Source organism: Pyramidobacter sp. C12-8 (assembly GCF_002007215.1).
In the GTDB taxonomy this organism is placed as follows: Bacteria; Synergistota; Synergistia; order Synergistales; family Dethiosulfovibrionaceae; genus Pyramidobacter.
In genome coordinates this window covers 1-20,890 of record NZ_MUHX01000033.1, presented here as the reverse complement: position 1 = coordinate 20,890, position 20,890 = coordinate 1, and the positions used below count along the sequence as shown (strand labels likewise).

General features: G+C 56.9%; 16 protein-coding genes. 12 read left to right on the top strand and 4 right to left on the bottom strand.

Annotated elements, in window-relative coordinates; translation table 11 throughout:
• The first annotated feature begins 95 nt into the window (after nt 1–95).
• Nucleotides 96–293 (top strand): cold shock domain-containing protein, encoded by a 198-nt coding sequence (locus B0D78_RS10770; RefSeq protein ID WP_040550697.1) that lies wholly within the window; start codon nt 96–98, stop codon nt 291–293.
• Between the two features lie 132 nt (nt 294–425).
• Here B0D78_RS10770 and B0D78_RS10765 read toward each other — a convergent pair whose 3' ends face one another.
• The gene (locus B0D78_RS10765; protein ID WP_078016961.1) at nt 426–1,055 is read right to left on the bottom strand and encodes a DedA family protein; all 630 of its coding nucleotides are present in this window, start codon (nt 1,053–1,055) and stop codon (nt 426–428) included.
• A gap of 325 nt (nt 1,056–1,380) precedes the next feature.
• On the opposite strand from B0D78_RS10765, the gene B0D78_RS10760 reads away from it, so the two are divergent.
• Nucleotides 1,381–2,061, top strand: a complete 681-nt coding sequence (locus B0D78_RS10760; RefSeq protein ID WP_078016960.1) for a hypothetical protein — start codon at nt 1,381–1,383, stop codon at nt 2,059–2,061.
• A 753-nt stretch (nt 2,062–2,814) separates the two neighbouring features.
• Nucleotides 2,815–4,086, top strand: coding sequence for an RNA polymerase sigma factor RpoD (gene rpoD / locus B0D78_RS10755; protein WP_446737332.1), 1,272 nt, complete (start codon nt 2,815–2,817; stop codon nt 4,084–4,086).
• A gap of 140 nt (nt 4,087–4,226) precedes the next feature.
• Here the strand turns inward: rpoD and B0D78_RS10750 are convergent, their stop codons facing one another.
• The 3 genes from B0D78_RS10750 to B0D78_RS10740 form a co-directional block, all read right to left on the bottom strand.
• Nucleotides 4,227–5,963 (bottom strand): ABC transporter ATP-binding protein, encoded by a 1,737-nt coding sequence (locus B0D78_RS10750; protein ID WP_078016959.1) that lies wholly within the window; start codon nt 5,961–5,963, stop codon nt 4,227–4,229.
• A gap of 2 nt (nt 5,964–5,965) precedes the next feature.
• Nucleotides 5,966–7,636, bottom strand: coding sequence for an ABC transporter ATP-binding protein (locus B0D78_RS10745; RefSeq protein ID WP_240496167.1), 1,671 nt, complete (start codon nt 7,634–7,636; stop codon nt 5,966–5,968).
• 162 nt (nt 7,637–7,798) lie between these two features.
• A complete protein-coding gene (locus B0D78_RS10740; RefSeq protein WP_078016957.1) occupies nt 7,799–8,392 on the bottom strand; it encodes a TetR/AcrR family transcriptional regulator in 594 nt (197 codons plus the stop codon).
• Nucleotides 8,393–8,635: 243 nt separating this feature from the next.
• On the opposite strand from B0D78_RS10740, the gene tig reads away from it, so the two are divergent.
• The 9 genes from tig to B0D78_RS10700 all read left to right on the top strand — a co-directional run bounded on the left by tig (nt 8,636) and on the right by B0D78_RS10700 (nt 20,729).
• Entirely contained in the window at nt 8,636–9,988 is a 1,353-nt protein-coding gene (gene tig / locus B0D78_RS10735; RefSeq protein WP_078016956.1) for a trigger factor, read from the top strand.
• A gap of 84 nt (nt 9,989–10,072) precedes the next feature.
• A complete protein-coding gene (clpP, locus tag B0D78_RS10730) occupies nt 10,073–10,651 on the top strand; it encodes an ATP-dependent Clp endopeptidase proteolytic subunit ClpP (protein ID WP_078016955.1) in 579 nt (192 codons plus the stop codon).
• Between the two features lie 87 nt (nt 10,652–10,738).
• On the top strand, nt 10,739–12,037 hold the full coding sequence (gene clpX, locus B0D78_RS12605) for an ATP-dependent Clp protease ATP-binding subunit ClpX (RefSeq protein WP_143521834.1): 1,299 nt from the start codon (nt 10,739–10,741) through the stop codon (nt 12,035–12,037).
• A gap of 3 nt (nt 12,038–12,040) precedes the next feature.
• Nucleotides 12,041–14,359, top strand: coding sequence for an endopeptidase La (lon, locus tag B0D78_RS12600; protein WP_143521833.1), 2,319 nt, complete (start codon nt 12,041–12,043; stop codon nt 14,357–14,359).
• Nucleotides 14,356–14,952 (top strand): ribosome biogenesis GTP-binding protein YihA/YsxC, encoded by a 597-nt coding sequence (gene yihA / locus B0D78_RS10720; protein WP_078016954.1) that lies wholly within the window; start codon nt 14,356–14,358, stop codon nt 14,950–14,952. Before lon ends, yihA begins: the two co-directional genes overlap by 4 nt.
• 29 nt (nt 14,953–14,981) lie before the next feature.
• Entirely contained in the window at nt 14,982–17,687 is a 2,706-nt protein-coding gene (locus tag B0D78_RS10715) for a valine--tRNA ligase (protein ID WP_078016953.1), read from the top strand.
• A gap of 9 nt (nt 17,688–17,696) precedes the next feature.
• On the top strand, nt 17,697–19,001 hold the full coding sequence (locus B0D78_RS10710) for a bifunctional folylpolyglutamate synthase/dihydrofolate synthase (protein WP_078016952.1): 1,305 nt from the start codon (nt 17,697–17,699) through the stop codon (nt 18,999–19,001).
• On the top strand, nt 18,988–19,737 hold the full coding sequence (locus B0D78_RS10705) for a polyphenol oxidase family protein (protein ID WP_078016951.1): 750 nt from the start codon (nt 18,988–18,990) through the stop codon (nt 19,735–19,737). The genes B0D78_RS10710 and B0D78_RS10705 overlap by 14 nt, the downstream gene beginning before the upstream one ends.
• Before the next feature lie 44 nt (nt 19,738–19,781).
• On the top strand, nt 19,782–20,729 hold the full coding sequence (locus B0D78_RS10700; protein ID WP_078016950.1) for a Gfo/Idh/MocA family protein: 948 nt from the start codon (nt 19,782–19,784) through the stop codon (nt 20,727–20,729).
• Nucleotides 20,730–20,890: the final 161 nt, after the last annotated feature.

Sequence of the window (20,890 nt, the reverse complement as noted above, 5' to 3'; positions counted from 1 at the left end):
GAATCGTTGTATATTTTCCCCGTACTCGGAGAATCTTCCGGGCGCTCCCGAACTGGTCGGGATTTTTCATCACGTTTTTTTTGGAGGCATGTACTTTGAAGGGCAAAGTGAAATGGTTCAACAGCACCAAGGGCTTCGGTTTCATCACCACCGAAGAGGGCAAGGACGTTTTTGTCCATTTTAGCGCTATCAAGATGGACGGCTACAAGTCCCTTGAGGAGAACGAAGAAGTCGAGTTCGACGTCGTCGATGGTGAAAAGGGCCCTCAGGCTGCTAACGTCGTCCGTCTGTAGGACGACCGTTAGTGATTGAACCCTTTTTAGATTAAAAAAGAAGGCCGGCAGATCTGATCTGTCGGCCTTTATGCTATTACGCAAAAAAAAGCGAGTTCTCCCCAAGGAGAATCCGCCGTGGAACAAAACGCGCTATCGACTCTTTTTTGATTTTTGATTTGTTTTCTGGCGCCAGACGTACACTGCTACGACAACTGTGCAAACAGCGCAGAGAGCGAAACTGACCTCCGAAAGATGCCGCCGGATCAGCGTTTGATTGGCGCCAAGCCAGTAACCCAGCAGCGTCAGGATGACGACCCAGATGCCGGCGCCAAGCGTCGTGTAGAAGCAGAAGCGCGTCAGGTTCATGCGGGCGATCCCGGCCGGCAGCGAGATATACTGACGGATCACCGGGATCAGACGGCCGACGAACGTGCTGATATGGCCGTGACGCTCGAAGAACGAGTCGGCTTTGTCAAGAACTTCCGACGTGATCCCGAAGTGTTTGCCGTACTTGATGAAAAAGGGACGCCCAAAACGCAGCGACAGCCAATAATTAAACAGCGCTCCCAACAGACTGCCCGCAATCCCCGTAAGAAGCACCCCCAGCAGCGACATGTGTCCTCCGTGGGCCAAAAAGCCGGCCGGAGGCATAACGACTTCGCTGGGGAAAGGGAAAAAGGACGATTCCAGGAACATCAGTGCGACGATTCCCGTATATCCCAGCGAGCCGATCGTATCCACCAGCCAGCTGACCAAACTGCCAAAAACATCGCTTAGCATGACTTCACCCCGCTCGACGATTTTTCTAAGATCCGTGATCGATTAAAAGTCTAATCCGTACGTGCTTCGAGGCCCAAGGACGCACGTCGCGTCGAGACGAGTCCTTGACGGACCGCTGTCTCTCGCTTTTTTCGGCGCCTCCCCCGCGCGGGAAAAAGAGCGGCGGTCTTCTTTCCGAGAAACAATACGAAGCACGGCGCTATTGTAGCATCATCGGACGTCTTCCGGAAAAAGACCGAAACAGAGAACTTAAAAATATTTCTCCCACTTGAGGCGTTCTTTATGGGATAATAATATACGGATTTTTCGAGAAGGAGACTGTGCCGTGTGCCTGCCTTATTGGAACAGCGAACTTGACGTAGAAGTGGGATGCTGGAGTTTTTCCCGGCGCGAGCACGGCGCCATCTCCATGGCGGGGCTCCATAGCGAACTGCTGCGTGATCTGTCTTTTCAGGCGCTCTCTTTGGAGAGCGAGCTGTTGTATCTCTGCGGCAGCGAATGCGGCATCGCCGGCAGCATGATCTGGGATGAAGCCGTCCTCGAAAGAAGGATGGCTTCGGATATGTCTCCGTTTACCCTTGTATTCGGCTATAGCCGTGAGATGGAGCGCTTTGCGGGGCATTTTCTTGCCCAGCGCCGGGATCTGAAAGCCGGCGTGACGGAATGCACTTTTTGGAATGGGCAGATTGCTCTCATACGTTATAAAGTCATCGCCTATATGGCGGCGCTTCCGGTTTTTAACGAGCTGGAAGGACTCGCGGAAATGCGTGCGGACATGCAGAAATGGAAGAAAAGCAGCGCCCTGGTCCCTTTTTATGCGGAACGCTTCGGTTTTCTGCGCGCCCCTTTACCGTATGAGACTGACATTCCAAAGGACATGCTCGTCGTGAATAAGCTGGAGAACTTTCAGCTCGACGAGACCCGTTCAGTGATCGGACCGTCCCCGTCTATCCCGTTGCCGGCTTTTTATGAGCTGACCATCGGTGACGGCAGCGAGGAAACGTGATATTGTGAAACCCGTGAGAATTTGAAGCTGGTTGTTCGTGAGAAGATCTATCGGCCTTTTCGTCGTGGACGAAGAAGTGAAGGAGGATGTTCGATGGCTGTTCACAAAAAGAACAAGACTCTTGAACCCAAAGTGAGAGATTCCGCCGGGAGCGTACCGGAGCAGGTCCAGTTAACCAGACAATCTCCTTCCGCTCCGAAGAGTCCGAAGGCGAAAAAGGCGTCATCTTCCGACAAGAAAAAAAACGCATCCGGCTTTGAATCGGGAAATAAGGCGGTTGAAAAACACGTGAACAGCGAAGAATCCAAGGTTCATGAGAAAAAGAAGGCTCCCGCGGCAAACGCGCCGGTTCCTGCAAAGAAGAAAACCGTAAAGAAAGAGGTTGACATCCAGGCGGGCGTTTCGTCTGAAGGGAAGGGCGCAACGAAGAAAACCCCGAAAAAGACCGTCGAGACGTCTGAAAAAGCCGTCAAGAAAAAGAAAAAGGTGACGGCGAAGGGGAGCGATCCGAAAACTCCCGCCGCAGAGAAGCCGGAGGAGCAACCTCTCACGAAAGACGACGCGAAGAAAAAGGGTATCAAAAGAAAGAGCGCCCCGGAGCGTATCAAGTTGACCGCCACGCTGGACGCGCTTCCCAAAGAACCCGACGATCCGTTTGACGAGGTTCCCGCAGACGAAGACCTCGACAATTTCAGCGACCCCGACGCGGAGGATCTCGCCGAGGTGGGAACCGACGATGAGCTCGACGAAAATCTGGCCCTTGAGGGAGAACGGGGAGGAGACGATTCGGAGGAATCTTCTCCCGGCGAAATCTCGGAAAGCGATCCGGACTATCTGCGTTCCATGATGAGCCATATCCGCGGGCTCATCGTGCAGGGGCGCAAGAATGGCTACGTGACTCACAAGGATATCGAGAAATATATTCCCGCAGATTATTGGAGTTCCGAGATCCTGGACAATGTTTTCATTAATTTGACGGAACTTGGCATTCAGGTACTGGATGATTCCACTCAAGTCACGTCAAAAGATAGTAATTCAGCCAAGTCGAAGCGGCCTTCGAAAAGCAAGGCAAAGATTTCCGATGAAGGAGAAAGTCCCGACGTTTCGGGCGACGACGACAGTGCGTCCGATTTTGCCTCGTCCGGCGGCGACGAAGCCCCCGGTTACGGTGAAGAGCTCGGACGCATGGAAGACGTGCCTCTGTCCGACCCCGTGCGCATGTATCTGCGCGAGATCGGCAAGGTCCCCCTCTTGAGCGGAGAGAAGGAACGCGAGCTGGCGATCAGGGTCGAAGCCGGCGACGCGGAGGCGAAACAGCAGATCATCGACGCCAATCTTCGTCTGGTCGTCAGCATCGCCAAAAAATACATCGGCCGCGGCATGCTGTTCCTCGATTTGATCCAGGAAGGCAATCTCGGTCTGATCCGCGCCGTGGAGAAGTTCGATTACCGCAAGGGTTTCAAGTTCAGCACCTACGCCACGTGGTGGATCCGCCAGGCGATCACCCGCGCCATCGCCGACCAGGCGCGCACGATCCGCATCCCCGTGCACATGGTGGAGACCATCAACAAGATGGTGCGCATTTCCCGCCAGCTCGTGCAGAAACTTGGGCGCGAACCCAGCGACGAGGAGATCGCGCACGAAATGGAGATCGAGAGCGGACGCGTCGAAGAGATCCGCCGCATCGCTCAGCTTCCCGTCTCGCTGGAAACTCCCATCGGCGAAGAAGAGGACAGTCAGCTCGGCGATTTTATCGAAGACCGCAACATGCCCAGCCCCGAGGACGCCGCCGCCGGCAACCTGCTTCACGAACAGATCGAAGAGATGCTCGACGCGCTCTCGGACCGCGAGCGCGAAGTGCTGCGTTACCGCTTCGGGCTGGAGGACGGACGTTCCTATACGCTCGAAGAAGTGGGACGCCGATTCGGCGTCACCCGCGAGCGCATCCGCCAGATCGAAGCCAAGGCGCTGAGGAAACTGCGCCACCCCAGCCGCAGTAAAAAACTCCGCGATTTTCTCGAATGATTCTTTATTTCAAGAGTTTGTCATGAGACAGAGCCCTTTCCCAGGCATCAAGCCTGAGAAAGGGCTCTTTTGCGATCTGCCGCCGCGGAGGCCTTCGGCGGAGTACGCCGGAAAAACCGAAAAGTTTCGTGAAAAGTCCGTCACGGCGCTGTTTCTCCCGCCACGGGAGGGGATTTTCGTTCGCCTCGTTCCCATAACCGGCGGTAGCAGCCGTCCTTTTGGGCGAGCAGGGTTTCGTGCTTTCCCGCCTGTACGATCGCGCCGTTCCTGAACACGAGTATCTGATCGGCGGAGCGTATCGTGCGCAGATGGTGGGCGACGACCAGCACGGTCCTGTTTTTTGCAAGTTCCGATATGGCTTCCTGAATCAGGACCTCGTTGACGGGATCGACGCTGCTCGTGATCTCGTCGAGGAGCAAAACTGGCGAGTCTTTCAAAAAGGCCCGCGCGATAGAGATCCTCTGTTTTTGTCCGCCCGAAAGTCCGACGCCGTTTTCGCCGATCGGAGTTTGATAACCTTTCGGCAGCGAGCGGATGAAATCATGGATCCGTGCTTTTTTTGCCGCGGCCACAATCTCGCCGCTCGTCGCATCCGCTTTTCCCAGGCGTATATTGTTCTCGATCGTGTCCGCGAACAGCTGCACGTTCTGCATGACGATGCTTATCGAATCGAGGAGTTCGTCGTAATCCATGTCCCGAACGTCCGTGTCCCCGATGCGGACGCTCCCGCCTTGGACGTCCCAAAAGCGGAGCAGCAGGTTGGCGATCGTGGTCTTGCCGGAGCCGGACTCGCCGACGAGCGCGGTCAGCGAGCGTTCCGGCGTGTGAAACGAAATGTCTTTCAGGATGAAGCCGTTTTTTTCGTAGGCGAAGCGGGCCTTGTCGAACGTTATGGAGAAATCTTTCGGCTTCTTGGGAACGGCCGGTTCTACGACGGTCGGAGCTTCTGTGATCTTTTTTATTCTTTTGAAGCTGTCCGTTACCTTGAGATAATTCATCCAGTGACTTTCCATCGCCGTAAAGGGCTTGTAAAACTCTCGGCTGAGAATGACGAACGTCAGATAATGACTCATCGGCAAGGTCTTGTCCATGATGAGGAACATTCCTGCCGTGGTCATGACCCAGAAAGCGGCGTCGATGAGAAAACCGTACAGGGACAAAACGACCGCTTTGTTTTGTGCCGTCTGCTTGCTGTGCTCCCCGAAGGACCGCGCCGCGGACGCAAGCTTTTCGTCAAATTGCCTGCTTTCGGGAAATGCCTTCAGCAGCGGGATCCCTTTTACGTATTCCACAAACAGGCTGACCATATCCGCAAGGCTGTTCCCCGTTTCCGCCTCCTGCCGTCCGGCTTTTTTCAAACCCGCGGCGAGCCACAGAAGCGCGGGCGGGAGGAGCGACAGCATCAGCAGACTCATTTTCGCGTTCAGACAGGACAGGAAAAGGAGCAGCGCCAGCGACACGATAAAATCGGCGCACATCCTCGGCCACATATGCCCGACGACCATCTCCATGCTGTCGACATCTTTGTGGATGATGGTGCTGATCTCGCCGAGCCTTTCGTTCGTGTAGAAGCCGAGAGAAAAAGTCTTCAGGCAGCGGATGATTTTCGATCTGATCTCGTAGACGATATCGAAACCGGCGAAATGCTTCTGTACGTCCGCCAGTATGTTGCTGCCGCATTTCAGCACAAGACAAAGGGCCAGCAGCCGCCAATATTTTGGTAAATTCACGGTCCGGCTGGAGATATCCCCCATGATTTTCAGCGCCAGCAGCATCATGGCCGCACCGGAAAGCGCATACGCGGCGAAACTGAGGACGCTTATCAACAGCGAACGCCTGCCTCTTGGCGTGAGAGTGTTCCATATTTCCCGCACCATGCCTATGCCTCCCTGATATTCCAGTTGTCGACCTTGTTCTGGGCGCATACCATTTCGCGGTACAACGCGCAGCGTTCCATGAGTTCGGCATGCGTGCCGCTGTCGATCAAAGCGCCGTCGTCCATGACGGCGATCTGGTCCGCGTTCCGTATCGCGTTCAGATGATGGGCGATCGTGATGATCGTCTTTTCCCGGCTCAAGTCGGCGATCGCCGCCTGGATGCAGGCCTCGTTTTCCGCGTCTACCGCGGCCGTCGCCTCGTCCAGAACGATGATCGGCGCGTTTTTCAAGATGGCCCGTGCGATGGAGAGGCGCTGTTTTTCCCCGCCTGAAAATTTCACGCCCGCTTCTCCGACGGCCGTGTCGTAGCCACGGGGGAGTGACATGATGAAGTCGTGGAGCTGCGCTTTTCGAGCGGCGGAAACGATCTCTTCATCAGAGGCGTTCGGGTTGCCGATGAGGATATTTTCTTTCAGGCTCAAGTTGAACAGAAAAACTTCCTGCTGGACGATGGAAAACAGCGAATTCAGCTGTTTTTCGGAGAGTTCTTGAATATCCCGTCCCGCGATGCTGATCGTTCCCGCACCCGGCCGCCAGAACCCCATGAGAAGGTGGGCGAGCGTGCTTTTCCCGCAGCCCGAAGCGCCTACCAGCGCGTTGCGGCTGCCTTTCCTGAATGTGAGATCGATGTCTTTGAGAGTGTCCCGCTTGCCCTTGTAAGCGAAACTCAAACGGCGGATTTCGATGTCGCCGTTTGCCGCCGCGGCATCTGCCGCGCGGCTTTGAGGCGCGGGGACGTTCAGGATGGAGCCGACGCACGACATCGCCTGATTGAATACGATCCTGTAATGCTGAAACGTCGCCGTCTTGGCTATGGACGAGGTGAACGCCGCGCCTAAAATGACGGCCAGCACGAATCTCGATACGGACAATCTGTCGATGGAAAGAAGCCACGAGCCGAATATCATGACCAGGACGACGCCGGATTCCATGAAGAGATCGATCAGCCCCATCGGGACGGAAACGCCCGCCATGGATCTCTTGACCCAATACACGTAATCTTTTGCGGAGCGAAGCGTCTCTTCGGTTTTTCTTTCCTCTTTCCCGAAAGCCTTGACGACGGAAATATTTGAGACGTATTCCATGAGGTTCCCCTGCATCCGCCTCATGCTGTCGGTGAAGATTTTGAAGTTCTTCTTCCACAGCGGGGCGGATATCTTTCGGGTAAGCCACATCAGAGGCAGCCCCGCGATCATGAGCAGCGCCAGGCGCCATTCGAGCGCGAGCATAACGACGAAGATGACGACGGGCAGAAGCGCGGCGGCCATGATCTCGGGCAGTCCGTGCGCCAGATAAACCTCCGCCTGTTCCACGTCGTGCTGTACGATGTTCGCCAGCTCGCCCGCTCTGCGTTCCTGAAAAAATCCCAGCGGAAGCTTTTTCAAATGGGCGATGATTCGAAGGCGAAGTTCCGTTAGAGAGTTGTAGGCAGCCTCGTGAGCCTTCCATACGGCTCCATAGGCGCAGACCGCTTTCAGAGCGAAGCATAAGAGAATGCAGCCGGAGTCTTTCAGTATGAGATTTCGAGAGAGGCTATGGGAATAGGCGATTCCAATCATGTGTATGACCAGAACCTGCGGGATGATATCCAATGCGGCCTTTAGGCAGATCATGATATTCGAGAGCCTATTTTTCGATGCGACGTGACGGGTAAGTTCTTGGGAAGACGGCATAACGTTGATCTCCTTCTTGAATTTTGAATTTCTATTCGGTATTTGCGAGAAAATATTTTCCGCATCGGAACGAAGCCTTCGATGCAGAAATCGGAGTTGACGTCAATCTTGAAGGGCTGAAGGAACGTGCAGTGAGTTCACCCCCTCGTAATAGCATTTTGTCACGAGGGCGAGCATTTCCCGGGCAAACGCCCTGCTTCTGTAGTGTCTAGCGACCTCCAGCAAACTTTCTGTGAAATTGTTGGCCAAAATATGGACCAGCATGTCATGATATGGAGTGCCCGCGTTTTTCGACAGGGCCCTTTTTATATGCGCTTCTATGGAGCGGATCAATTCTTCTTTGGCGTTCGCGAATTGGGTGCCGCAGCTTTTATCCATGAGGATGACGAACACCTTGTGATGTTCGAGGATATTCAAAAAATAGCTTTCCGCCGCTTTTTTGTATTTTTCAGACGGAAGCCCCGTCTCGGCTTCTTCCGCCTGCGCGATCCGGTCGACGTCTATGGGGATAGACGTCGCGATCTTCTCGAACAGCTCTTTCTTGCTCTTGAAATAGCTGTAGATGAGCCCGACGGGGATCTGCGCTTTCTCCGCGATATCCTGCATTTTGGCGCTTCTGTAATCCTTTTCGTAGAAAACGCCGATCCCGGCGCGAAAAATGCGATCGCGGATCTCTTCTTTCAAGACTTGGGGCACGGCGGGTCACCTCATAAATTGAATTTAAATTCACTATTATGGTACGATATGGCGGCTGCCATGTCAATATAGGGAACGCGAGGAAAAGAGACGGGAAAATAATTTTTTCGTCGTAAAGGATATTTTTGCGTTTCGATAAACTTTGGGCGCGAAAAATGAAGATTCTTTGGCTTTCCTGTGATATACTTATCCGAGTCGTTTTTTTATCACCATTGAGTCCAGGTTTTGAAAGGAGTGCTTCTTGTGAAATCGGAACTGCTGTCACAAGAAAAAAATATCGTAACCATCAAGGTAACCGTGGATCAGGCCGGTTATGCGGCTCAGCTGAAGAAGACCTATGCCGAGATCGCCAAACGGGTCAACATCCCCGGCTTCCGTAAAGGGAAGGCTCCCAAAGCGGTGCTGGAAATGCGCCTTGGCAAAGACTCGATCATGAGTCAGGCGCTCGAAGACATGCTTCCCAAAGTTCTTGACGAAGTCTGCGCCGAGTACGATCTTGAGCCGATCGCTTCGCCTGTCGTCGACGATCTCGACATCAAGGAGGGCGAGGACGTCACTTTTACCGTGAAGTACGAGGTCGAGCCCGAGGTGACTCTTCCCGAGCTCTCGGATATCACCGTTGATCTGCCGGTGTTCGCCGTCAGCGAAAGCATGGTCGACGAAGCGCTCGAAAACATGAAAAAGAGATTGGCCACCTATCGGCCCGTCGATCGGCCCGCTCAGCATGGCGATAAAGTCCGCGCCGCCTACAGCCTGGTCGTGAAAGACGACGACGGCAAAGACATCGTGTCTCACGAACCCCAGATCGACACGTTCGAACTGGACAATCTTTCCATGCGCCCCGAGATCGTCGAGGCTTTGACGGGGACTGAGGCGGGGACCAAAAAGTCCGCCGACATGAACGTCGCCGACGATTATCGTGACAAGGCGGTCGCCGGCAAAACGGCTCACTACGAGTTCGACGTCATCGAGGTTCAAGAGCCGGTCGCTCCGGAGATGAACGACGAGTTCTTCAGGAAAGTCACCTCGGAGGACGTACACAGCGAGGCGGAACTGCGCGCCACGATCCGCGAGAACCTCGACAAGCGCCTGAAGGCTGACGCCCGTACCGCGGCCGAGAACGAAGCGGTCGCGAAGATCACCGAGGCTTCCCAGGTGGAACTGCCCGACTCGATGGTGCGGCGCCAGCAGGAACATCTGCGCAAGCGTTTCGAGGAAAACGTCAAACAGCGGACGAAGATGAGCCTTGAGGAATACTACAAGTCCGAAGGGCATGATCTCAAGGAACTCGAAGAGAATCTCGAGAAAGACGCTCGCCGCGACGTGATGGGGTATCTCGTGGTGGACGCCTGCGCCAAGAAATTCGGCGTCTCCGTGCGAAAAGAGGATCTGGACGGGGAGATCTCCCAGATGGCCGCCAATTACGGCATCTCCGGCGACAGCATCAAGGACATGCTGAAGAAGCGTCCGGAGGACTTCGAGAACATGATCTCTCAGGCGCGTTACCGCAAGACGCTGCAGGCGATTATGGAAAAAGTTAAAGTCAACGAAGTGAAGAAGGGTGTTGACGCTGAAGCGCCTGCCGCTCAGAATTAAGGATTTTCCCTCGTTGCTGCGGCAGATACGATGCCGCGGCAATTTTTTTTGAATAGAGAAGCAGAAAGGAGCCTCGATTTCAACATGTATATTCCTTTTGTAATAGAGCAGACCGGCCGAGGAGAGCGCTCTTATGACATCTACTCGCGGCTGTTGAAGGACCGCATCGTTTTTCTGGGCGACGAGATCAACGACGACGTGGCCAACGCGGTGGTGGCGCAGCTGTTGTTTCTGGAAAGCGAAAGCCCGGAGCGCGACATCAGCATCTATATCAATTCCCCCGGCGGCTCGGTTTCGGCGGGGCTGGCGATTTACGACACCATGCAGTTCGTGAAATGCGACGTGTCCACCATTGTCGTCGGCATGGCGGCCAGCATGGCCGCGGTGCTGCTCTCGGCGGGGGCTGCCGGCAAGCGCATCGCTCTTCCGAATTCCCGCATCATGATCCACCAGCCGCTCGGCGGCGCGCAGGGACAGGCCAGCGACATTGAGATCCAGGCCCGCGAGATCGTCAAAACCAAGGAAACGCTGAACAATATTCTTGTGAAGCATACGGGACAGAGCATGAGAAAAGTCAAGGGAGACACTGACCGCGATTTCTACATGACGGCGCAGGAAGCTCTCGCCTACGGCATTGTGGACAAAGTGATCGACAAGCGATAGAACGGAGCGGAATGACTTTGAGATTCCTGCCTCTCTCTCTCGTGTTGTTTATGATAAAACAGGCTGATATCGAAAGGGATGGCTGCCATGGCACGCACTGACGACAAAAATCGCAAGAATCCGCGCTGTTCATTCTGTGGCAGAAGCGCCGAAGACGGGATCACTCTGATCTCCGGTCCGGAAGGAATCAACATTTGCAGCGAATGCATAAAAATCTGCAATTCCTATCTGAGAAATACAGCGGATCTCGACGAAGCTTTTAATGATGCCGGACAGCACGACGACAAGATGATGACGGCGCTGAAAAATCCCCCGCGCCCGAAAGAGATCAAAGAGTATCTCGATGAGTATGTGATCGGTCAGGATTACGCCAAAAAGGCGATTTCCGTCGCCGTTTACAATCACTACAAACGGATTGTCACCGGTTTCAGCGGCGGCGAAGTGGAACTGCAAAAGAGCAATCTGCTTCTGCTGGGGCCGACGGGAAGCGGCAAGACGCTCCTTGCCCAGAGTCTGGCGAGAAAGCTCAACGTTCCCTTCGCCATTTCGGACGCCACGACGTTGACGGAAGCCGGCTATGTGGGCGAAGACGTCGAAAACGTGCTGGTAAGGCTCGTCCAGGCGGCCGATTATGACGTGGCCGCCGCCGAGCGCGGCATCGTTTACATCGACGAGATCGACAAGATCGCCCGCAAATCGGAATCTACGTCCATCACTCGCGACGTCTCCGGCGAGGGGGTGCAGCAAGCGCTTTTGAAGATTCTCGAGGGAACGGTCTCCAATATCCCTCCCAAGGGAGGGCGTAAACATCCTCAGCAGGAATTCATTCAGGTCAACACGGCCAACATTCTCTTCATTTGCGGCGGCGCTTTCGACGGGCTTGAAAACATCGTCGGCCGCCGCGTCAATAAGAAGGTCATTGGCTTCGACAGCGACATTCGCAACGGCACCGCTGCCGACCGCTACGACCTGCTGAGACAGGTGGAACCCGAAGATCTCGTTTCTTTTGGCTTTATCCCCGAACTGGTCGGGCGTCTGCCGTTGCTCGTACCTCTTCAAAGTCTTGACGCGGACGCGCTGGTGCGCGTTTTGACCGAGCCGAAAAATTCCCTGGTAAAGCAATATCAGAAGAGCTTCGAGATGGAGAACGTCAGACTGGACTATCGGCCGGAGGCCATCCGCGCGATCGCCGAAAAGGCGGCCAGCAAGGGGACCGGCGCCCGCGGCCTGCGCGCGATCATGGAAAACCTGATGCTTGATCTGATGTATGAAGTCCCTTCGTCCAACGCCAAAGAACACATCGAGAAAATCATCATCACTCCGGAGTACGTTGCGGGAACGGGGCAGCCTGAATACATCAAGAACGCGGAAGTGAAGGAGTCTTGACCGATGCTGTATGTGCTGCCTGCCCGCGATACCGTCATTTTCCCCGGAGTGCTCGTGCCGATTTTCGTCGGACGCCCTTCGACTCTGAAGGCCATAGAAATCGCGGCTACCGCGGAGAAACGTCGCATCTTTGTGGCAGCTCAAAAAAATCCTGAGGAAGAAAATCCGGGCCCCGCGGATGTATACGATGTCGGCACAGTGTGCGAGATGCTGCAGATGATCCGCATGCCCGACGGTACGATGAAGCTGCTGCTCGAAGGAAAAGAGCGCAAACGCTGCCGCGCGTATGTGCTGCAGGATTCCATGCTGACAGCTGATCTTGTCTCTGTGCCGAGCGGCTACGTGGATGACGACCGCCTGGAAGCCCTGCGCCAGGAAGTGCTCCGCGAGTTTGAGGGCTACGTGACCTATCACCCCCGTCTGCCGGCCGAGCTGATCCAGCCGGTCAGCGCCATCAAGGATCCCGGTCTGGCGGCTGACATGATCGCGGCGCACATGACCCTTGACGTTCAGCGCAAACAGTCGCTGCTTGAATGTTTTCGCGTGGACAGCCGCCTCGAGCTCCTTCTGAAATATTTGATTTCGGAGACGGAAATGCTGAAGCTGGGGCGGGAAATCCACTCCAAGGTCCAAAAGGAGATCGACCAGAACCAGCGGGAGTATTTTCTCCGCGAACAGCTGAAAGCCATTCAGGAAGAGCTGAAGATCGACGATTCGCCCGAGGCTCAAGATCTGCGCGACCGGGCCGCGAAGAGCGAACTGCCCGGTTACGTCCGTTCGAAGGTCGAGGCCGAGCTCAAACGCATGTCGAAAACGTCGTCCATGTCGCCGGAAGCGACCGTCATTCGAAACTATGTGGAATGGCTGCTCGACGTGCCATGGCTGAAAAAATCGGAAGAGCAGCTCGACATCGGCGCGGCGAAAAAAGTCCTCGACGCCAATCATTACGGTTTGAAACGCGTTAAAGACCGACTGCTGGAATATCTGGCCGTGCGGAAATTGGCCGGCAAGTCCTCGCGGGCGCAGATCTTGTGCTTGGTCGGACCGCCCGGCGTCGGCAAAACGTCGCTGGGAAAATCCGTCGCTCAGGCGCTTGGGCGCCGTTTCGTCAATTTCTCTTTAGGCGGGATGCGCGACGAGGCCGAGATCCGCGGGCACCGCCGCACGTATATCGGCGCGCTGCCGGGACGCATCGTGCAGAAATTGAAAGAGGCCGGCTGCAACAACCCCGTCATGCTGCTCGACGAAGTGGACAAGATCGGCTCGGATTTTCGCGGCGATCCTGCCAGCGCTCTGCTTGAAGTTCTCGATCCGGAGCAGAATTCCCATTTTACCGACCACTATCTTGAAGTGCCCGTCGATTTGAGCGACGTGCTTTTCATCACGACGGCCAACGTCTCTCATACGATCCCGGCGCCGCTGCTGGACCGTATGGACGTGATCGAGCTCTCCAGCTATCTGCCCGAAGAGAAGTATCACATCGCCAAGGACCATCTGCTGCCGCGCATCTATAGGGAGAGCGGCCTGACGAAGAAAGACGTGGTCCTTTCGGCGCCCGCGTTGAAAGCCGTCATTGCCGACTACTCTCACGAGTCCGGCGTGCGCGAGCTCGACCGGCGCCTGTCCACGCTGTTCCGCAAGATCGCCCGCGCGGCTTTGGAACGAAAAGAGCGGGACGGAGCGCCGCGAAAAGTCAGCGTTGGGGTCAAAGATCTGGCAGGCTATCTGGGCGCGCCTCATCGTCCGGACGTGAGAATCCCCAAGGAACCGCAGACGGGACTTTCCGTCGGACTGGCCTGGACGGCGTCCGGCGGCGACGTCCTGATCATCGAAGCCGTAAAGATGCAGGGCAAGGGAGAGCTGCAACTGACCGGCAACCTTGGCAAGGTCATGCAGGAATCGGCGATGACCGCGCTGGGATTCATCAAATCCCATTGGCGTAAGCTGACGGATCAGGCTGAACCGAAATGGGGCAGCGTAGGACTGCATCTTCACGTCCCCGAAGGCGCCATCCCCAAGGACGGGCCTTCGGCCGGCATCACCATGTCGATCGCGCTTTTCTCCGCGTTGAGCGGTGCAAAATTCCGTCCCGGCTGCGCCATGACCGGCGAAATCTCTTTGCGCGGCGACGTGCTGCCGATCGGCGGGCTGCGCGAAAAAACTCTGGCGGCCAAACGCTACGGCATTTATAATCTGTTTATACCGGAAGCGAACCGGGCGGACGTGGAAGACATGGAACCCTGGATCAAACAGGGCGTTCATTATGTTTTTGTCTCTCGGGCCGCGCAAGTTTTTGAAGAAGCGTTGGAGGGCGGACGATGATCACGTGGAAGGCGTCGCTGCGCTGCACCGCCTACAAGATCCAGCAGTTTCCCGCAGGCAGTCTGCCCGAAGTGGCCCTGGCCGGGCGCTCCAACGTCGGCAAATCTTCGCTGTTGAACAAACTGGCCGGGCAGAAACTGGCCCGCGTCAGTTCGGAGCCGGGGATGACCCGCAGCGTCAACTTCTTTGACGTTCAGGCGCCCCATCCCTTTACGCTCGTCGATCTGCCGGGGTTTGGCTACGCGTCCCGCAGCAAGGACGAACGCAGGGGCTGGGCCTCGCTGATCGAGGGCTATATCGAGCGCCGCGAAAATCTGGTCCTGGTGGTTCATCTGGTGGACGTCAGGCACGGCCTGCTGGATAAGGACCGCGAACTTCAGGAATGGCTCAAAGCCTTGAACGTGCCGATGCAGATCGTTTTCACCAAAGCCGACAAGATCGCAAAAACGAAACGTAGGAGCGTTGTCATGAAATATGTCGAAGCGGGCCTTTATTCGTGGAACCTGCCTTTGGCCTGTTCAGTCGACGAACCCGAGACGATTGAAGCTCTGAAAGCGCAGATCGATCTGTATCTGACCACTGCGCTGAAATAAGTTCAACTTTGACTAGGGAGGAAAAATAAATGGCCTCGCGCAACGCAGAGCTGTCGAAAACATACGACCCCGCGCCTCTTGAGGGAAAATGGTATCAGTGGTGGCTGGATCAGGACCTTTTTGACGCAAAGATTGATGCGGAGAAAAAAGCTTTCTCGATCGTGCTTCCGCCGCCAAACGTTACCGGGGCGCTGCACATGGGACACGCCTACGACCACACGTTCCAGGACATTCTGGCGCGTTACAAGAGAGCGTGCGGGTACAGCGTGCTCTGGCTGCCCGGGACGGATCATGCCGGCATTGCCACGCAGAACGTGGTGGAGCGCCGCCTCGCCAAAGAGGGCACGTCGCGCCGCGATTTGGGGCGCGAGGCCTTTGTGAAGCGGACGTGGGAATGGAAAGAGGAGTACCGCAGCCGCATCGTCAACCAAATGAAGTGTCTGGGCGATTCCTGCGACTGGAAGCGCGAGCGTTTCACGATGGACGAAGGGCTTTCCAAAGCCGTCCGTACGGTGTTTTGCCGTCTCTATGAAAAGGGTCTGATCTACAAGGGGAAGTACATTGTCAACTGGTGCCCGCGCTGCCACACGGCGCTCTCCGACATCGAAGTGGAACATTCCGAAGAGATGGGGCACATGTATTATGTCCGTTATTACTTCAAGGACAGCGGCGAGTACATCATGATCGCCACGACGCGCCCCGAGACGATCATCGCCGACGTGGCGGTGGCGGTGCATCCCGGCGACGAAGCGCACGCTTATGCGGTTGGCCGCGAGGTGATCGTGCCGATGACGGGCGGCCGCCTTGTCGACGGCACGATGAGCGGCGGTCGGGCGATCCCCGTCATCGCCGACCGCATGGTCGATCCCGCTTTCGGGACCGGCTTCGTGAAGATCACGCCGGCGCATGATCCCAACGACTTTCAGGTCGGCCGTACGCATGGCCTCGAGCCGATCCAGGTGATCGACGAGGACGGGCACATGATCAACATGACCGAAGCCGCCCAAGAGATGGAAGGCATGTCCGTAGCCGAAGCGCGCGTCAAGAGCGTGGAGATCATGCAGGGCGAAGGCGTGCTCGAAAAGATCGAAGAGCTGCCTCATCAGGTCGGCCATTGCTACCGCTGCGGTACCACCGTGGAACCTTACCTGTCGGAGCAATGGTTCGTCAAGGTGGCCCCGCTGGCCGAGCGCGGCGTCGCGGAATCGAAGGCCGGGCACATGCGCTGGGTCCCGCCGCAGTGGGATAAGACGTATTATCAGTGGATGGACGGCGTGCGCGACTGGTGCATTTCCCGTCAGCTGTGGTGGGGGCATCGCATTCCCGCCTGGACCTGCGGAGACTGCGGTCATATCGTCGTTGCCGAACACGATCCCGAGCGCTGCCCGAAGTGCGGTTCCAAAAGGCTGAAACAGGACGAGGACGTTCTGGACACGTGGTTCAGCAGCGCGCTGTGGCCGTTTTCCACGATGGGCTGGCCCGAAAAGACCGAGGAACTGAAATATTTCTATCCGACGTCGGTCATGGTCACGGGATTCGACATTATTTTCTTCTGGGTGTCGCGAATGATCATGATGGGGCTGGAGTTCATGGACGAGGTACCTTTCCATGATATTTTCATCCATGCTCTGGTGCGCGACGAAAAGGGACGCAAGATGAGCAAGTCCTTGGGCAACGGCATCGACCCCATCGACATGATCAAGCTGTACGGAGCCGACGCGTTGCGTTTTACCGTCGCGGCTCTGACGGTGCAGGGCCGCGACATCCTGCTTGGCCCTGCGAAGATCGAAAACTACAAACGCTTTATCAACAAGATCTGGAACGCCAGTCGTTTCGCGCTGATGAGTCTCGGCGACGAGGACCATGAAGGACAGCCCGATCCCAAGCACATGCGCCTCCATGACCGCTGGATCCTCGAACGGCTGCGCCGCCTTGACGACGTCGTGACGAAGGATATCGACGGATACTTCATCGGCGAAGCCGCGCGCGAACTTTACGAGTTCATGTGGGGCGATTTCTGCGACTGGTACATCGAGCTTTCCAAGCCGGCGCTGTACGGCGACGAAGGCCCCGAGCGCCAGGAGACGACAAAACGCGTGCTGCTGCGCGTGTTCAAGGACGCTCTGCGTCTGCTGCATCCTTTTATTCCTTTTGTGACCGAGGAACTGTGGCACGCCTTTGCCTTTGGCGAGAAGCCGATGGAGTTGGAGTCCTGGCCTGACGCTGCCGCCTACGCCGTTGACCGGGCGTCGGTCGCGGAGATGGACGAGCTTCAGGAATTTATCCGTTCCATCCGCAATCTGCGCGCCGAAGCGGGGCTGCCGCCCAGCCGGAACGTGCAGCGCATCGTGCTGCGCGGTCCCGACCAGGCGTTCGAGCCGGTGCTCGAGGCCAACCTCGATCTGATCAAACTCTCCGCCAAGGTCGACGCCGTTGAAGTCGTTGCCGCCGAAGCCGATAAGCCTCATCTGGCGCTGAGCTCGATCGTCAGGGCCGGCCAAGTGTTCCTGCCGGTTGGCGACCTGCTCGATCCGAAAGCGGAGGTCGAACGTCTGCAAAAAGAGTTGAAGCAGGTCGAAGCCAATCTGGCCCGCAGCGAGAAGAAACTTTCGAGCGAGAGCTTCGTGGCCAAAGCGCCGGAGGACGTCGTCGAGACGGAACGTCAGCGCGCCGACGAATCGAAGAGCCGCCGCGTCCGCATTCTCGAAAACATTGCCAGCTTGTCCGAGGAATAATCAATTAAAATGGACCGTTTCGAGTGTTGGGATGCTGTCGAAAAGCGCCTGAACTCTCTGACAAGCCCCGAATCGCTTCAGGGGCTTGTTTTTGTAGAGAAAGTTTTTGAGGAACTGGGAGATCCGTCGAGATTTCCTGCCGTTCATATCGCCGGAACGAACGGCAAAGGTTCTACGGCCGCCTGCCTTGATTCCATGCTGCGCGCCGCAGGATACAGGACGGCCTTGTACACAAGCCCGCATCTGACCTGTTTGGGCGAGCGGCTTTTGGTCGACGGGCGGATGTTGGGCTGCGAGAAATGGCTGGACGCTCTGGAGCGGGTCAGCGCGGTCTTGAAAAAGCTGCCGGAGGTCCGTCTGGGATATTTTCAGGCGCTGACGGCGGCCGCTTTCTGGCTGATCGAGCGGGAGAAGGTCGATGCCGCGGTGATCGAAACGGGGCTGGGCGGACGGCTCGACGCCACGAACATGCTGCGCCGGCCTCTGCTGAGCGTTATCACGCCGCTGGGGATGGATCACATGCATTTGCTCGGCGACAGCCTGAGCGAGATCGCCGCGGAGAAGTTCGGCATCGTCAAGCCGGGCGGAAGAGCCCTGTACTGCGGCGGCGAGGCGGCGCTGAACGAACAGTTCCGCCGCCGTTGTGCGGAAGTGAACGCGGTCGGCGAGATCTTTTCCGAGCGCTGTCGGGTTGCCGGCGTGCAAACCTCTTTGGACGGGAACCTCTTCACCTATGCGGGACCGCAGGGAACGCGGCGCTGCTTCGTCCGGCTCGCGGGGCTGCATCAGCCCGAAAACGCCTCGCTGGCGCTGCGGGCCCTGGAAATGATTTCCGACCGGCTGCCGGTCGGCGCCGGGGCAATGGAAAAGGGGCTGGCGGAAGTTTCCTGGCCGGGACGTATGGAGGTCATGCATCGCGGCCCCGACGTGATCCTGGACGGGGCTCACAACCCCCACGGCACGGCCGCGCTGATCCGGTCGCTGAAAGCGCTTTACGGCGACCGCCCGCTCAGCTTTGTCTACACGTCCATGGCCGACAAGGATTACGCCGCCTCGTTGGCGCTGTATGCCCGGGCGTTTCCGCAGGCGCGTCTGTTCTGCGTGGAGCTTGAAGGCGCGCAGCGCTGCGAGAGCGCCGAGGTTTTGGCGCGGACGGCGGCCGCTTTCCCGTGGGGAGGCGAGCCGCTGGCGGTGAAAGATCCGCTGACGGCTCTGAAAGCCGCCATGGATCTGGGCGATCCCGTGATCCTTTGCGGAAGTCTGTACTTCGTCGGCACGATCAGGAGGCGGATAAAGGACGATGGATGGCTGTAAAACTTTTACGATCGCGTCGCATCGCGGGTTTTATGATTATCCGCTGCCCCCGCAGGCTCCCTTTCATGTGCGGATCTCTTTGAAGGGCGTCAGCGCGCAGGACGAGATCGAGCGCCTGGCGGCGCGTGCCCCGTTCGTCCTGCCCGGCCAGGTCCACGGCACGCGCGTCCTTTCCGCAGACCGGGCGCTCCGCTATCCCGAGAAGGACCGGGCCGACGGTCTGCTGATCGCGCCCGGAGACGCAGCCTGCGGACTGCGCTTCGGAGACTGCGCGCCGGTCGTAGTTCTCTCGCTTGGGGAAACGCCCTGGATTCTGGCGCTGCATTCCGGTTTCAGGGGGACTTTGAAAAATATCTGCGCTTCGGGAATGGATTTGGCCCGTCAAAGATTTGGCGCCGCCGCTCTGCAGAACCTTTATGCGTGGGTGGGGCCGTGTATTTCCGGAGCGTGTTACAGCCGCCGCATGGACGATCCCTCTACGGCCGGAGCTCTGAAAGTCTTTGCTCCGGAGGCCGTCCGCGTTTCGGCCGATTACGCGCTGTTCGACCTGAAAAGACAGATCGCCGGCCAGCTGCAGGAACAGGGCGTTCCCGCCGAACGCATTTTCCTCGAGTCCCAGTGCACGTGCTGCCGGACCGATCTGTTCTACTCCCACAGGCGCTCCACTCGGGAAAACGATCCGCGGATGCTTCTCACGATACAGACAGAAAGGCCACAAAAAGCGGAATGCACGTGATAAGATAAAAAGAGCAGTGCAACATATAAAACGGGGTGAATCATGTGGGGAGCATCCGAGTTGGCGTCATCGGAGTAGGACATCTTGGCCGTATCCACGCGCGCATATACAAAGAACTGATGGGAGCGAAGCTGGTTGGCGTTGTTGACAGCTCTCTCTCAGCCGCGGAGGAGATCGGCGCGCAGTACGGCGTGCCGGCCTATACCGACGTAGAACGATTCGTCAGCGAACAGAGGCCCGAAGCGATCAGCGTTGTCGTGCCGACCGTTGCTCATTTCGACGTGGCCAGCCGTCTGGCCCGACAGGGGATCCACCTGCTGATCGAAAAACCGGTGACGAGCACGGTGGAGCAGGCTTCGGCGCTTTTGGACATCGCCCGGGACAACGGCATCGTTCTCCAGGTCGGGCACGTGGAGCGATTCAACAGCGCGATCCGCTATCTTGACGGCGAGATCAAAAACGATCCGCTCTGCATACAGTCGCGCCGCCAGGGCCCCTTTTCGTCGCGGATCGGCGACGTGGGGGTCGTGCTCGATCTGATGATTCACGACATCGATATTGTGCTTTCGCTCGTGAAGTCCGAAATCGCGGCGATCAACGCGATGGGACGCAAGATCCGCACGAATCACGAGGATCTTGCCGTCGCCCAGATCGCTTTCGAGTCGGGAGCGGTCGCCGACATTCAGGTGAGCCGGGTGGCGGAGCGCCGCCTGCGCCAGATGGATGTCATGTGCCGCGACAAGTATTATTCCGTGAACTTCGAAACTCAGGACGTGATGGTCCATCATGCACCGCAAACGTCGGCTGCCGGAAGTTTGATCGAAGTGATCGAACATCCTTTGTTGCCGAAAGGAGAGCCGCTCAAGCAGGAGCTCCAGCATTTCATGACCTGCGTGCGCGAGGGGCGCCAGCCGCTGGTCGGGATTTCGGACGGCAAGCGGGCGCTTCAGGTGGCCGTGGACATATTGAAGCAGATTCATTTTCAGGATTGATACCGGTTTCGTTGAAAAGGCTCCGTGCCCTTTTGTAGCGCAAAGGCGCGTCGAGAACAGTAAAAAAGACAGGCAGAAAATTTTTCTTTCTGCCTGTCTTTTTATATTGTAAAACGAAAACCACCGGCAGTGCCGGTGGTTCCAAAAGGCTTTAGCTATGG